General features: G+C 67.5%; 11 protein-coding genes. All 11 read left to right on the plus strand.

Annotation, left to right across the window (positions count from 1 at the left end; translation table 11 throughout):
• Window positions 1–5: 5 nt before the first annotated feature.
• The 11 genes from copD to ARC78_RS16660 all read left to right on the plus strand — a co-directional run bounded on the left by copD (window position 6) and on the right by ARC78_RS16660 (window position 14353).
• Window positions 6–935 carry a copper homeostasis membrane protein CopD gene (copD, locus tag ARC78_RS12305; protein ID WP_017354978.1) on the plus strand — a complete coding sequence of 310 codons (930 nt, stop codon included), beginning with the start codon at window positions 6–8 and terminating at the stop codon, window positions 933–935.
• Between the two features lie 61 nt (window positions 936–996).
• On the plus strand, window positions 997–3423 hold the full coding sequence (locus ARC78_RS12310) for a heavy metal translocating P-type ATPase (protein WP_275043995.1): 2427 nt from the start codon (window positions 997–999) through the stop codon (window positions 3421–3423).
• A gap of 44 nt (window positions 3424–3467) precedes the next feature.
• Window positions 3468–3890 (plus strand): hypothetical protein, encoded by a 423-nt coding sequence (locus ARC78_RS12315; protein ID WP_049404632.1) that lies wholly within the window; start codon window positions 3468–3470, stop codon window positions 3888–3890.
• A 129-nt stretch (window positions 3891–4019) separates the two neighbouring features.
• Window positions 4020–5342 (plus strand): TolC family protein, encoded by a 1323-nt coding sequence (locus tag ARC78_RS12320; protein WP_239503521.1) that lies wholly within the window; start codon window positions 4020–4022, stop codon window positions 5340–5342.
• On the plus strand, window positions 5339–6751 hold the full coding sequence (locus tag ARC78_RS12325; RefSeq protein WP_017357198.1) for an efflux RND transporter periplasmic adaptor subunit: 1413 nt from the start codon (window positions 5339–5341) through the stop codon (window positions 6749–6751). Before ARC78_RS12320 ends, ARC78_RS12325 begins: the two co-directional genes overlap by 4 nt.
• Before the next feature lies 1 nt (window position 6752).
• On the plus strand, window positions 6753–9902 hold the full coding sequence (locus ARC78_RS12330; protein ID WP_049404640.1) for an efflux RND transporter permease subunit: 3150 nt from the start codon (window positions 6753–6755) through the stop codon (window positions 9900–9902).
• A gap of 172 nt (window positions 9903–10074) precedes the next feature.
• Complete coding sequence (locus ARC78_RS12335) at window positions 10075–10587, plus strand: MerR family transcriptional regulator (protein WP_017357196.1); 513 nt, start codon at window positions 10075–10077, stop codon at window positions 10585–10587.
• On the plus strand, window positions 10584–10898 hold the full coding sequence (locus tag ARC78_RS17035; protein ID WP_065427866.1) for a DUF2933 domain-containing protein: 315 nt from the start codon (window positions 10584–10586) through the stop codon (window positions 10896–10898). The genes ARC78_RS12335 and ARC78_RS17035 overlap by 4 nt, the downstream gene beginning before the upstream one ends.
• A 1-nt stretch (window position 10899) precedes the next feature.
• Complete coding sequence (locus ARC78_RS12345; protein WP_017357195.1) at window positions 10900–11565, plus strand: methyltransferase family protein; 666 nt, start codon at window positions 10900–10902, stop codon at window positions 11563–11565.
• Window positions 11562–13949: a heavy metal translocating P-type ATPase gene (locus tag ARC78_RS12350; RefSeq protein ID WP_049404642.1), complete on the plus strand. Its 2388-nt coding sequence runs from the start codon at window positions 11562–11564 to the stop codon at window positions 13947–13949. The genes ARC78_RS12345 and ARC78_RS12350 overlap by 4 nt, the downstream gene beginning before the upstream one ends.
• Entirely contained in the window at window positions 13946–14353 is a 408-nt protein-coding gene (locus tag ARC78_RS16660; protein WP_049436410.1) for a hypothetical protein, read from the plus strand. The genes ARC78_RS12350 and ARC78_RS16660 overlap by 4 nt, the downstream gene beginning before the upstream one ends.
• Window positions 14354–14408 lie beyond the last annotated feature (55 nt).

A 14408-nucleotide genomic window follows, 5' to 3' on the forward strand; every position in this document is an offset into this window, starting at 1 on the left:
CGCGAATGTTCGACCTGTCGGCTTATGCACTGAGATTCCTGGAATACCTTGTCATCATGGTTCTTTTCGGGGTTCCACTCTTCGGTTGGTACGGGTCGCGTCGATCGGCACTCGCCGACGCCTTGGCCGGGTGGTCACTCATGGGCGTTCTATTGGCGGGTGCCGTAGCCGGTCTCGTGCTCACCGGGCTCGATGTCGTCTTCAAGACCGCGGGCATCATGGGAATGCCGCTTGCCGAGGTTGATCGCGCATCGCTTGGCTGGTATCTGCTCGAGACGTCCGCGGGCCGGGCAGCCATGGCGAGAGGCGCGCTGCTGGTCGCCCTGATGTTCGTGCTCGGATGGCATCGTCGCCGCGGGAAGGTGGAGACCGCCTTCCCGCTGGGGGCGATGCTGGCGGGCGGCGCACTCGCTTCGCTGGCATGGAACGGCCACGCCGCCGCTGGCGAGGGCTTGGCAGGCGCGGTCCGGCTTGCTGCAGGCATCGTCCATCTTCTCGCGGCAGGCGGCTGGATCGCAGCGGTCCTGATGTTCCTTGCCATGCTGCTGCGCGGCAAAGAGACGAACGGCAGCGGGCGTCTGCGATCAACGCATGACTTTCTGCATGGTTTTTCGACGCTGGGAACGATCTTCGTTGGTGCGCTCATCGTGTCCGGCATCGCGCACTACGGGGATCTCACCGCGTGGTCGTTTTCGGCCCTGTTCCAGAGCACCTACGGGAAGTTGCTGCTGTTCAAACTGGCCCTGTTCGCTGGAATGCTGGGTTTGGGAGCGCTGCACCGATGGACGCTGGTGCCGCGCTTGGAACGAGCGCTGACCAGCGGAGATCCCGCGCAGGAGGTGCGGGCTTTGCGGCAGAGTGTTACGGCTGAGGCCGCGCTGGCCATCTTGATCCTGATTGTTGTTTCAGTGCTCGGGACGCTCAGCCCCGAATAGCTGTGTAACCCGCAATGGCACACTGCCTTGGCAGTCCATCCCCACTAAAGCGAGCATCGGCATGAACTCACCGTCGTCCCATGACCATCACCATTCTGCAGGCGCAGCCCCTGTCGAGGCTGCGGATGGACGGGTCACCGATCCGGTCTGTGGCATGCAGGTCGATCCCGCCACGACGCAGCATCATGCGACCCACGCCGACACACCTTTCCACTTCTGCTCGGAGCGATGCCGCGCGAAGTTCGTGGCCGATCCGGAGCGCTATCTGACGCCCCAGGACGAACCCGAGGTGGCACAGCCCGGCGCCATCTACACCTGCCCGATGCACCCGGAAGTCCGGCAACAAGGTCCAGGCAACTGTCCCTTCTGCGGCATGGCGCTGGAGCCGGAAATGCCGAGCCTGGAGGACGATGACAATCCGGAACTTCGCGACTTCTCGCGCCGGTTCTGGTGGACGCTTCCGCTGACTGTGGTGACGCTCGTGCTGGCCATGTTCGGCCAGTACCTCCCGCGTGTCGTGCTGGGCGACGTGCAGATCCTGCCGTTGTCGATCGACGTGCAGACCTGGGTCGAGCTGGTCTTGACCACACCAGTCGTGCTGTGGGCCGGCTGGCCGTTCTTCGAGCGCTGCGTGCAGTCGATCCGCAACCGCAGCCCGAACATGTTCACCCTCATCGGGATTGGCGTTGCGGCCGCCTTTGGCTACAGCCTGGTCGCCACGCTGGCACCCGGCTTGTTCCCACCGTCGTTTACCGAACATGGGCGCGTCGGGGTGTACTACGAGGCGGCGGCGGTGATCGTTTCGCTGACCCTGCTCGGCCAGATGCTGGAACTGCGGGCGCGCTCGAAAACGTCCGCGGCGATCAAGGGCCTGCTTGGCCTGGCGCCGAAGGAAGCCCGGCGGGTCAACGCCGACGGCACCGAGGAAGACATCCCGCTGACCCACGTCCACGCCGGCGACCACCTGCGCGTGCGTCCCGGCGAGAAGGTGCCGGTGGATGGCGAAGTGGTGGAAGGCCGCTCCAGCGTCGACGAGTCGATGCTCACGGGTGAACCGATTCCGGTCGAGAAGACCGCAGGCGACCAGGTCATCGGCGCGACCCAGAACGGCACCGGCGCGCTGGTGATCCGCGCCGCCAAGGTGGGCTCCGACACCGTGCTGTCGCAGATCGTGCAGCTGGTCGCGCAGGCGCAGCGCTCCCGCGCGCCGATGCAGCGGATGGCCGATATCGCGGCCTACTGGTTCGTGCTCGCGGTGCTGGCGATCGCGGTGGCCACCTTCTTTATCTGGGGCTCCTTCGGTCCGGAGCCGGCCTGGACCTTTGCGGTGCTCAACGCGGTCTCGGTACTGATCATCGCCTGCCCCTGCGCGCTGGGCCTGGCGACGCCGATGTCGATCATGGTCGCCACGGGCAAGGCGGCGCAGGTGGGCGTGCTGTTCCGCGACGCCGAGGCCATCGAGCACATGCGCCGCATCGACACCCTGATCGTCGACAAGACCGGCACCCTCACCGAGGGGCGCCCCGCCTTCAAGGAAGTCGTGGCCTTCGGGGGCTTCGACGCCGACCGGGTCTTGCACCTGGCCGCCAGCCTGGACCAGGGCAGCGAGCACCCGCTGGCCGACGCCATCGTCGCCGAGGCTCGACGCCGGAACTTCGAGTTCGACCGCGTGGAGGACTTCGACTCGGTGACCGGCATGGGTGTGCGCGGGTCCGTGGCCGGCCATGCGCTTGCGCTGGGCAATACCGCGCTCATGGACGACCTGGGCGCCAATCCCGCTGCGCACGTCGACGTGGCCGAGCGGATGCGCCGCGAGGGCGCGAGCGCCATGTTCCTGGCCGTGGACGGGCGCCTGGCGGGGCTGGTCGCGGTTGCCGACCCGATCAAGGCGTCGGCCGCGGCGGCCATCAACGAGCTCCACGCCGCCGGGCTGCGCATCATCATGGCCACCGGCGACGGGCTCACCACCGCACGGGCCGTGGCCACCGAGCTGGGCCTGGACGAGGTGCATGGCGAAGTCCGCCCCGAGGACAAGGCCGAGCTGGTGCAGCGCCTCAAGCGCGAAGGCCGGCGGGTGGCGATGGCGGGCGACGGCATCAACGACGCCCCGGCGCTCGCCGCGGCCGACGTCGGCATCGCCATGGGCACGGGCACCGACGTCGCGATGTCCAGTGCCCAGATCACCCTGGTCAAGGGCGACCTGCGGGGCATCCTGCGCGCCCGGAAGATCTCCCAGGCCACCGTGGCCAACATGAAGCAGAACCTCACCTTCGCGTTCCTCTACAACGCGCTGGGGGTGCCGGTCGCGGCCGGGGTGCTCTACCCCGCATTCGGGATCTTGCTGAGCCCGATGGTCGCGGCGCTTGCGATGAGCTTGAGCTCGGTGTCGGTGGTGGCCAACGCCCTTCGCCTTGCCAAGTCGGCCGCCGTACCGTCCTCGCCGACCACATCTGTGCCGCGCCAGCCCCTGGGCCTGGCCAAGGATTGACTTGGATCAATTGCATCGGTTCCAGTAAGAGGTAAGCTCACGCCATGGTCCGCATCCGCCATCGGAACTTGTTCCAGCGCACCGCCCTCCTCGCGATGGTGGCCCTGCTCTGGTCCCAGTTCGCGCTCGCAGGCCATGGCGATTGCCTGGATCTCCCAGTCACGCCGGCGGCGTTTGTCGCTGCCGCCACCGACACCCGACACGACCATGGCCACGGCTGCGATGCCGAGCTCCCCTCAGCGAGCAAGGCAGTGTGCGACGCGCACTGCACCGAGGGTGACATCTCGGCGGACAGTGGGCGCATCCCTTCGATTCCGCCGCTGCTGGCCGAAGCCTGGTTCTCCTGGCTTGCGATCGCCGCGATTGCGGATGCTGCGCCAGGTGTCACGGCTACATGGGTGGATTCGCCGCCCAGACCCGCCTGGCACCGACCTACCGCCCATCCAGCGGCACTCCTGCTGATCTGATGCCTGGACGCTGACTGCTCCGCACGTCTGTGCGGCGCAGTCCTGTGCGTTCGCGCCGTGGCTGCGTCACGGCATGTGTTCCTGCCCTCGTCCGAGCGACCTGCGTCGCGTCGGCCCAAGGACACTGATATGGCATCCCCGTTCGACCGACTGCCGGCCAGGCGCCTGCACCCTCGCCCTCTGTCCCGCCGTCTGCCACCGCTCCGGCACCTTCTTGCCGGCGTGCTTGCCGGCGCCTTGTGGGCCCTGGCGCTGCCGGTGACCGCCACCGAACCCGTCCCGGGGCACAGCCTCGAGTCGATCCGCGCCTGGGTTCTGGAACACAACCCGGAATTGCGGGCCATGGACTTCGAGGCCCAGGCCGCCGAAGCACGGATCCAGCCAGCGGGCGCCCTACCCGACCCGACGGCTTCCCTTGGATTCCGCGGCCTCGATCCGGACAAGCCCTGGCGCTCCGCCGGTGCCGAGCGCGAGGTCAACTACGCGCTGCGCCAGCGCCTCCCGCTTTGGGGCAAGCGCGCCCTGGCGCGGACCGCGGCCAGCCAGGACGCGGTCGCGGTCGGACTCGATCGCCTCACCACTGCGCGCGACTTGCTGGCCGACGCCGAGGCGGCCTACGCACGCTACTGGCATGCCGACCAGGCCGTGGCCGTGCTTGATCGCCGCATCGCCCTGCTCCGCCAGGTGGAAGAGATGGCCGGCGTGCGCTACGCCCTGGGTCGCGCGGCGCAGCAGGATGCCATCCGCGCCCAGGTCGAGCAGACCAGCCTCCAGCGCGAGCGGATCGAACGCCTCGCGACCAAGCAGGAGGCGGCCGCCACCTTGAACGCGGTGCTGGGGCGCCGGTCCGATGCACCGCTGGCGACTCCCGACGAGGCGCCGCGCCTCGCCGTCCACAGCGCCTCGCTTGCCGAGGCACTGGATGACGCCGATGCGCATCCCGCGGTGCGCTCGCAGCAGGCTCGCGCCGAGGCGGCGCGCACGAACGTGGTACTGCAGCGTCGCAACCGCTTTCCCGACATCACCCTGGGCGTGGGTGCGATGCAGTTCGGCAACGGCATCGAGAGCACCGAGCTGATGTTCGAGGTCGAGATCCCGTTCCAGCAGCGTGCCCGCCGCGAGCGCGAGCGCGAATCGCGCCTGCTCGAAGACGCAGCGCTTGCCCGCAGGGACGCCACGCTGCGGGCCGTCGAGGAACGCGGCGCTTCCGCCTGGTCGCAGTGGACCAACGCGCGCGAGCGTCGCGGACTGATCGAGAACACGCTGCTGCCGCAGGCCGACGCCACCTGGCAGTCCGCCCTGGCCAGCTACCAGGTCGGTGAAGTCGACTTCGGGACGCTGCTGGAAGCACTCAATGAATGGCAGGGCGCCGACCTCGCACGGGTCGATGCACTGCGTGACGAACTGTTGGGCGCCGCCGCCGTGCGCGCCATCGAAGGAGAGATCCGATGACCCGTGTCCAGACCCTGTCGCTCGCCATCGGCGTTGCACTCGCCGCCCTCGCCGTCGGCTGGATTGCCGGCCGCGCCACGAACGACTCCCCGACCGCGGGCACGTCGATCGACGGCCCGGCCGCAGAACGCAAGGTGCTCTATTACCGCAATCCCATGGGCTTGGCGGACACGTCGCCGGTGCCGAAGAAGGATTCGATGGGTATGGACTACGTCCCGGTCTATGCCGACGACGCACCGCCGGCGGCACCGGGCACGGTGGTGCTGCCGCCGGACAAGGTGCAGGCGCTGGGCGTGCGCACCGAAGCGGTCAAGCGCGGAGCCCTGTCCGCTACCGTGCGCACCAGCGGCACGGTCGAGGTCGACGAGACCCGGCAGTACGCGATCGCCCCGCGCTTCGAAGGCTGGGTGGAGCGGCTGTACGCGAACCAGACCGGCATGCGGGTCAGCGCCGGGCAGCCGCTGCTCTCCGTCTACAGCCCGCAGCTGGCCGCGGCGCAGCAGGAATACCGGCTGGCCGACGAGACCGCCCGCAGGCTGGCCGGGTCCGATCCCGCGAGCGCGGCGTCGATGGTCCGCCTGCGCGATGCCGCCCGCACCCGCCTGCGCAACTGGGAAATCAGTGACGCGCAGATGGGCAAGACGGGCCTGGTGCTCACCGCGCCCGCGGACGCGGTCGTGATCGAGAAGCCGGTGGTCCAGGGCGCGCGTTTCGAGCCCGGCGAAACCATCCTGCGCCTGGCGGACCTGTCGAAGGTGTGGGTGATCGCCAAGGTGCCGGCGGCGCAGGCCGCGGGTATCCAGCCCGGCCAAACGGCCCGCTTTGAAACCGTGGCCCTGCCGGGCCAGGTGGCCGAGGGCGAGGTCACCTTCGTGCAGCCCGTCATCGATGCGATGACGCGCACCGTGGATGTGCGCATCGCCCTGCCCAACCCCGCTGGCGACCTGCGGCCCGGGCTGTATGGGACGGTGGTGCTGGAGGAGCCGGGGGCTGGACCGGTCCTGACCGTTCCGCGCTCGGCCGTGCTCGACAGCGGCACGCGCCAGGTGGTGCTGGTCGAGACCGGCCCTGGCCGCTTCGCACCGCGCGATGTCAGCCTGGGGCGGCGCGGCGGCGATCGCATCGAGATCCTCGACGGCCTGACCGAGGGCGAGCAGGTCGTGGTCTCCGCCAACTTCCTGATCGACGCCGAAAGCAACCTGCAGTCGGCACTCCAGGGTCTTGAGGGTCACACAGGACACGGCGCGCCTTCGGGCACCGCTGAGGATCCACACGCCGGGCACGGCGAGGACGCCGCCGACCCGCACGCAGGTCATGGTGACGAGGCCTCTGATCCGCACGCCGGTCATTCCATGCCGGCTACCCCGGAAGAGACTCCGCCCGCCCCCACCGGCCACGAGGGGCACTGACATGCTTGGCCGTCTCGTTGAATGGTCGGTGCGCAACGTCTTCCTGGTGCTGCTGATGGCGCTGGCGATTGTCGCCGGTGGCATCTACGCACTGATGAACACGCCGCTGGACGCACAACCGGATCTGTCGGACGTGCAGGTGATCGTGTTCACGGAGTACCCGGGGCAGGCGCCCCAGGTGGTCGAGGACCAGGTCACCTATCCGCTGACCAGCGCCCTGCTCGCGACGCCGAAGTCGAAGGACGTCCGCGGCTTCTCGTTCTTCGGCGCCTCCTTCATCTACGTCATCTTCGAAGAAGGCACGGACCTGTACTGGGCGCGCTCGCGCGTGCTCGAGAACCTCAACGTCGCGTCGAAAAACCTGCCGGCTGGCGTGGCACCGGCACTGGGACCCGACGCGTCCGGCGTGGGCTGGGTCTACCAGTACGTGCTGCAGAGCGACCGCCACTCGCTGGACGAGCTGCGCGCGATGCAGGACTGGTACCTGCGTTACCAGCTCACCACCGCGCCCGGCGTGGCCGAGGTCGCCAGCGTCGGCGGCTTCGTGCGCCAGTACTCGATCACCGTCGATCCGGTCCGGCTGCGCGAGTTCGACATCCCGATTTCACGCGTGTCCGAGGTGATCGCCGAGAGCAACCGCGACGTCGGCGGCCGCGTGATCGAGATGGCCGAGACCGAGTACATGGTGCGGGGCCGCGGCTACCTGCGCGGTATCGAGGATATCGAGAGCCTGGTTCTGCGCGCCGAAGGGGGCGCACCGGTGCTGATCGGCGACGTCGCCCGGGTCGAACTGGTACCCGATGAGCGCCGTGGCATCGTCGACCTGGACGGCGAAGGCGACGTTGTGGGCGGGATCGTCATTGCGCGCTTCGGCGAAAACGCCCTGGCCGTGATCGGGGGGGTGAAGGACAAGATCGCCCAGCTTGCGAGTGGACTCCCCGAGGGCGTCAGCGTCCAGGCGGTCTACGACCGCTCCGATCTCATCGTGCGCGCGATCAAGACGCTACGCACGACGCTGCTCGAGGAGAGCCTGATCGTCGCACTGGTGTGCCTGGTATTCCTGTTCCATGCGCGCAGCGCGCTGGTCGCGATCGTCATGCTGCCCGTCGGCGTGCTGATCGCGGTGATCGCGATGCGCATGCTGGGCATGAACTCCAACATCATGAGCCTGGGCGGCATCGCGATCTCGATTGGCGTGATGGTCGACGCGGCGATCGTGATGATCGAGAACGCGCACAAGCACATCGAGCGCTCCGACGGCTCCCGCAGCCGGACCCAGCTGATCATCGATGCCTGTCGCGAGGTCGGGCCGGCGCTGTTCTTCAGCCTGATGATCATCACCGTCTCGTTCCTGCCCGTGTTCGCCCTGGAGGCTCAGGAAGGTCGCCTGTTCAAGCCGCTGGCCTTCACCAAGACCTTCGCGATGGCCGGTGGCGCGCTGTTGTCGATCACGCTGGTACCGGTACTCATGCTGCTGTTCGTGCGCGGCAAGATCGTGCCCGAGCACAAGAATCCGGTGAACCGGTTCCTGGTTGCGGCCTATCGGCCGGTGATCAACGTCGTTCTGCGGCATCGCATGGCCACAATCATGTTTGCGTTGGCCGCCCTGTTTGCAAGCCTGTGGCCTGCATCGCGGCTGGGCAGCGAGTTCATGCCAACCCTCAACGAAGGCACGCTGCTGTACATGCCCGCGTCGCTTCCGGGCATGTCGGTGACCAAGGCCTCGGAGCTGCTGCAGCAGCAGGACCGGATCATCAAGGGCTTCCCGGAAGTGGAGTCGGTGTTCGGCAAGGCGGGCCGTGCCCTGACGGCCACCGATCCCGCACCGCTGGAGATGTTCGAGACCGTCATCAACCTCAAGCCCGAGGACGAATGGCGGGACGGCATGACCACCGACAAGCTCATCGCCGAGATGGACGCGGCGCTGAAGTTCCCGGGCGTCGCCAACTCCTGGACGATGCCGATCAAGGCGCGCACCGACATGCTGGCCACCGGCATCCGCACGCCCGTGGGCATCAAACTCTTCGGCACGGACCTTGAGCAACTCGACGCGCTGGCCACCGAGATCGAAGCCGTGGTGCGCGAAGTGCCGGGCACGACCAGCGCGTTCGCCGAACGCCTGACCGGCGCCTACTACCTCGACATCACCCCCGACCTTGGCAGCCTGGCCCAGTACGGCGTCACCCTGGGCGAGGTGCAGAACGTGGTGGCCGCCGCGCTGGGCGGCGAGATCGTCACCACCATCCTCCAGGGCCGCGAACGCTTCAGCGCGATCGTGCGCTATCCCCGCGAACTCCGCGACGATCCGCACCGGATAGGCAGCCAAGTCCTTGTGCCGGTGCCCGGCGGCGCCCAGGTGCCGCTGGGCGAACTGGCGCGGATTGAGGTCAGGAAGGGTGCGCCGAGCATCCGCACCGAGAACGCGATGCTGGCGGCGTACATCTACGTCGACACCCGAGAGAGCGATCTCGGCCGCTACGTGAAGGCTGCGCAGGAAGCGGTCACCGAGCAGGTGCAGTTCCCGCCTGGCTACTACGTGACCTGGAGTGGACAGTACGAATACATGCAACGTGCCGCGGAGAAGATGCGTGTCGTCGTTCCGGTGACGCTGGCGCTGATTTTCCTGCTGCTGTACCTCAACTTCCGCCGTGTCACCGAGTCGCTGATCGTGATGCTGTCGGTGCCCTTCGCACTGGTCGGTGGCATCTGGCTGATGTGGATGCTCGACTACAACACCAGCGTCGCGGTGATCGTGGGCTTCATCGCGCTGGCCGGCGTCGCCGCGGAAACCGGCGTGGTGATGCTGATCTACCTCGACCACGCACTTGAAGCGCGTGCCGCGCAGAGGCAGGCCGAAGGCCGGGCACTGGATTCACGGGACCTGCGCGAGGCCATCATCGAAGGCGCGGTCGACCGCGTGCGCCCGAAGATGATGACCGTGGTCGCGATCATGGCGGGCCTGCTGCCCATCATGTGGAGCAGCGGTACTGGCTCGGAAGTCATGCGCCGAATCGCTGCGCCGATGGTAGGTGGCATGGTGTCTTCGACCATCCTCACCCTGGTCGTGATCCCGGCGCTGTACTCGCTGATCAAGCAGCGGCAGCTGGCCAGGAAGCCGCACCCCTCCTCCGCACTACCCAAGGAGAAGTAGTGATGGGGCCGTTCAACGCAGGCAGGGACCGACGGCTCATGCAACTGTGGCCGCGAACATCCGTCCGTCCACGGCCAATTCGCGCGTTACTGGCTTCGCCCACCGCAAGGCCGGTTGACCTGTGTGCGAGACACAGGTCTAGCCTGATCAACACCTCGCCGGGAGCAAGCCGATGACGACCAAGGAAGAAGTGACGCTGCCGCTGATGACGGTCCGCCAGCTGGCACGGCAGGGCGATGTCACGGTGCATGTGGTGCGCAACTACCTGCGGCGCGGTCTGTTGCAAGCGGCCACGCATACCGAGGGCGGCTACCAGTTGTTCTCCACCTCGGAGCTCCTTCGCCTGCACTTCATTCGCACGGCGCAACACCTTGGCTTCACGCTGGGGGAAATCGAGGAAATCATCCACCACAGCCTGCTGCGACATAGTCCCTGTCCGCTTGTGCGGGACATCATTCGGCGCAGGCTCGACGACACCCGCCAACAACTGGACAGGCTGCTCGCCATGCACGGACGAATGGAGCGTGCCATCCACGCCTGGGCGGAGCTTCCGGACTCCATTCCGACTGGCGATGACGTCTGCGCATTGATCGAATCTGTTGCCGCTGCTGAAGGCGGCGGGTTCGTCAAGTCCACCCCCCGGCGACTTCTTGGACGCCGCCCCACAGAGGAGAATTTGCCATGACAGCCTCCAGTCCTGCCCCCTCAGGCTCCCGACGCTGGGTCTTCTGGATCTTCCTGGCGCTGGCCGTGTTCTATCTCGCCGTCGAGCACCGCGCCCACCTTGGGGGGACGCTTCGCTGGTTGCCCCTGGCCATCCTGCTGCTATGTCCCTTGATGCATGTGTTCATGCACAAGGGGCATGGCGGTCATGGAGGTTCCGGAAGTCATGGGCGCGACGGCAATGCCGACGACACACCCCATGGCCAGCATGAGAGCCGTAGCAAGCGGGCACTGAACGACGAAACGTCCGACACCTCGAACGGAGGGCACTGACATGCAGGCACCCGACTCCGGCTACGGTCTTTGGCTCCTCGCCGCCATCAACGCCGCGTTCTTCATCTTCTTCGCCTGGAGCTTCTACAAACCGCTGACCCGTTGGGACTGGCGTGGGTTCGGTATGTTCTCCGCCTTCGTCGTGGCCCTGTTCGCGGAAATGTATGGCTTCCCGCTGACGCTGTACGTCCTGGGCGGCTGGCTCAGCGCCAACTATCCGCAGGTGGACTGGCTGAGCCATGACGCGGGCCATCTGCTCGAGATGTGGTTCGGCTGGCGCGCCAACCCGCATTTCGGCCCATTCCACATCGCAAGCTTCGTCCTGATCGGCGGCGGCTTCTGGCTGCTGTCGGCCGCCTGGCCGGTGCTGTATCGGGCACAGCGTGAAGGCCGGCTCGCCCGCGAGGGCGTGTATGCGCGCATGCGTCACCCGCAGTACGTCGCCTTCCTGCTCGTGCTGACCGGTTTCCTGCTGCAGTGGCCCACGCTGCTCACGCTCGCCAGCTATCCAGTGCTCGTGTGGGCCTATGCCCGCCTGGCGCGTCGTGAGGAAAAAGACTGCTTGAGCCGCTTCGGCGACGACTACGTCCGCTACATGCAGGAAGTGCCGGCCTTCATCCCGCGACGCCGGCGCGGCCCCGCTCCATCCCAAGGAGAAACCCGATGACGCACGTCCACAAACCCACTGTGCGCACGCGCACCTGGCCCATCGGCGACATGGTGAGTGCCGGCTGCGCGCGCACGCTGGAGAAGGCCGTGGCCGCGCTGCCTGGAGTCAACGCCACCAGCGCGAATTTCGCTACCGCGACCCTGCAGGTGTCCTACGACCCGGCCCGCCTGTCGGCGGGCGCGGTCGCCACCGCGATCCGCGACTGCGGCTTCCAATGCAACGCGCCGATGCCCGATGCCGACCCCGCCGCAGGCGCGCACGCCCATGCTGCGCATGCCGGGCACGGACAGGAATTGGCCGCAGAGCGCCCCGCTGACGCCCACGCCGGCCACGGCGATGACGCCACGGATGCCGGGGGCCACGACGCCCATGCGGGCATGAACCACGGCAGCGATCTGCACGCCGCGGCGCGCGACATGGGCCGCCGCTTCCTGGTCGCCCTCGCCTTCGCGATCCCGGTATTCGTGTGGTCGCCCATGGGCGGGCTGATAGAGCCGCCGCCGGTGCCGTTCGGACTGCGCGAGAACGTCTGGTTGTTCCTGCTGGCGACCGGCGCCGTGCTGTATCCGGGCTGGCCATTCTTCAGCGCCGCGATCCGGTCCCTGCGACGGGGTGTGCTGGACATGGCGGTCCTGGTGCTCCTGAGCGTGGGCACAGGTTACGGTTTCAGCATCGCGTCGACGTTCTTCTTCGACGGGCCGAACTTCTACGAGGCCTCGGCCGTCCTGCTGACCTTCGTCCTGCTTGGCCACTGGCTCGAGATGCGGGCTCGCGCCGGCGCCTCGGACGCCATGAAAGCGCTGCTGAAGCTGTCCCCACCCCGCGCGGTCGTCCGGCGCGAGGGGCAGGAGCTCGACATTCCCACCGCTGAAGTGCTGGTCGGCGAGACCGTGATCGTGCGGCCCGGGGCGAAGATCCCGGTCGATGGCATCGTGACGGAAGGCAGCTCTCAGGTCGACGAATCCATGCTGACCGGCGAGTCGATGCCGGTGCGCAAGGATCCCGGAGAGTCCGTCGTCGGCGGATCGATCAACAAGAGCGGCGCATTCGCCTACACCGCCACCAAGATCGGCAGCGACACGGCACTGGCGCAGATCATCAAGCTGGTCCAGACCGCGCAGAACTCCAAGGCGCCCGCGCAGCTGCTCGCCGACCGCGCCTCGCAATGGCTGGTGCTGGCTGCGATCGTGATCGGGCTGCTGACCTTCGCGGTCTGGTTCTGGTGGCTGGGACAGCCGCTGCTGTTCGCGCTCACGCTGACGATCACCGTCTTCGTCATCGCCTGCCCCGATGCACTCGGTTTGGCCACGCCGATGGCGATCATGATCGGCACTGGCCTGGGGGCACGACACGGCATCCTCTTCAAGCATGCCGAATCGATTGAGAAGAGCGCACGCCTGGACGTGGTGATCTTCGACAAGACCGGCACCCTGACGGTCGGCGCCCCCGAGGTGGTCGACATGGCGGTCGCGCCGGGCTGGACGCAGGAGCGGTTGCTGGCCGCGGCCGCCGCGGTCGAGGCGCACTCCGAGCACCCGCTGGCGCAGGCCATCCTGAAGCGTGCCGGTCCGGTAGCCGAGCGCGCTACCGCGTTCACCAACATCGATGGCCAGGGCGCTACCGGCGTGGTTGACGGGGTGCAGGTGGTGCTGGGCAACCGGATCCTGATGGTCGAGCACGGCATCGACCTCTCGGTATTGGAAGCGGAGGCTGCGCGCCTCACCGGTGCCGGTCGCACGGTGATCTATGCCGGGGTGGGTGACCGGCTCGCAGGCTTCTTCGCGATTGCCGACGCGATCCGGGAGACCTCGCGCGCGGCCATCGACGAATTGCACCGGCGCAACATCAAGGTGGCGATGATCACCGGCGACAACCGCCCCACGGCCGAGCGCGTGGCACAGGACCTGGGAATCGACATCGTGCTGGCCGACGTGCTGCCGGGCGGCAAGGCCGATGAGGTCATCAAGCTGCAGTCGCAGGGCCTCAAGGTCGGCATGGTGGGCGACGGCATCAACGACGCACCGGCGCTCACCCAAGCCGACGTTGGGTTCGCGATCGGCGCCGGCACCGACGTCGCCATCGAGAGTGCCGACATCGTGCTCATGCACAGCGACCCTTATGACGTCGTTCGCGCGACCACCATCGCCCACGCCACTCTGCGCAAGATGCATCAGAATCTGGGCTGGGCCGTGGGCTACAACGTGCTGGCCTTTCCGCTGGCGGCCGGTGTGCTCTATCCGTTCGTGCTGTCGCCAGAAATCGCCGCGCTGTCGATGTCGGGCAGTTCGGTGATCGTCGCCCTCAACGCGTTGCTGCTCAAACGCCTTCCACTGGCGGATGCCGCCACCCCTCGCAGCCCATCTAAGGAGTCCACACCATGAATACGGTCACACACGTCGCCCATTCCAGACCCCGAGGTACCAATCGCAGCCATTGGGTCGCCGCACTGGCCCTCGCGCTCGCGTTCGCATTGCCGGGGGTCGTCTCCGCGAACGAGGGTGGGTTCCGCCACAACGTGTTGATGCGCGGCCAGGTGCTGGAAAAGCAGGACGGAACGCTTGTGGTCTGTGTCGGGCAGGCCGACGGTGCCCAGGTCGGGCAGGTGCTGGACGTGATCCGGCACAAGCGCCGTATCCGGCATTCGCGGGCCGGCGGTCCACGCTACCGCCGCGAGAACGTTGGCCAAGTGCGCATCGTCGAACTGTTCGACAGCCACTACGCGGAGGCTGAAGTGATCTCCGGGAGCCCCAAGGTCAACGACACAGTGGAGCTGATCCGCCCCTGACAGGCGCGCGGGCGATGCAGATGCGCCTCGGCCCTCGCCATGCCCTCCGCAATCA

The organism is Stenotrophomonas pictorum JCM 9942 (assembly GCF_001431585.1).
Lineage (GTDB): Bacteria > Pseudomonadota > Gammaproteobacteria > Xanthomonadales > Xanthomonadaceae > Stenotrophomonas > Stenotrophomonas pictorum.

Bases quoted from the DNA above. Each gene is read 5' to 3' on its own strand.
- ARC78_RS12335 (WP_017357196.1), top strand. From the start codon at position 10,075: ATGACGACCAAGGAAGAAGTGACGCTGCCGCTGATGACGGTCCGCCAG.
- ARC78_RS12350 (WP_049404642.1), top strand. From the start codon at position 11,562: ATGACGCACGTCCACAAACCCACTGTGCGCACGCGCACCTGGCCCATC.
- ARC78_RS12310 (WP_275043995.1), top strand. From the start codon at position 997: ATGAACTCACCGTCGTCCCATGACCATCACCATTCTGCAGGCGCAGCC.
- ARC78_RS12315 (WP_049404632.1), top strand. From the start codon at position 3,468: ATGGTCCGCATCCGCCATCGGAACTTGTTCCAGCGCACCGCCCTCCTC.
- ARC78_RS17035 (WP_065427866.1), top strand. From the start codon at position 10,584: ATGACAGCCTCCAGTCCTGCCCCCTCAGGCTCCCGACGCTGGGTCTTC.
- copD (WP_017354978.1), top strand. From the start codon at position 6: ATGTTCGACCTGTCGGCTTATGCACTGAGATTCCTGGAATACCTTGTC.
- ARC78_RS12345 (WP_017357195.1), top strand. From the start codon at position 10,900: ATGCAGGCACCCGACTCCGGCTACGGTCTTTGGCTCCTCGCCGCCATC.
- ARC78_RS16660 (WP_049436410.1), top strand. From the start codon at position 13,946: ATGAATACGGTCACACACGTCGCCCATTCCAGACCCCGAGGTACCAAT.
- ARC78_RS12330 (WP_049404640.1), top strand. From the start codon at position 6,753: ATGCTTGGCCGTCTCGTTGAATGGTCGGTGCGCAACGTCTTCCTGGTG.
- ARC78_RS12325 (WP_017357198.1), top strand. From the start codon at position 5,339: ATGACCCGTGTCCAGACCCTGTCGCTCGCCATCGGCGTTGCACTCGCC.
- ARC78_RS12320 (WP_239503521.1), top strand. From the start codon at position 4,020: ATGGCATCCCCGTTCGACCGACTGCCGGCCAGGCGCCTGCACCCTCGC.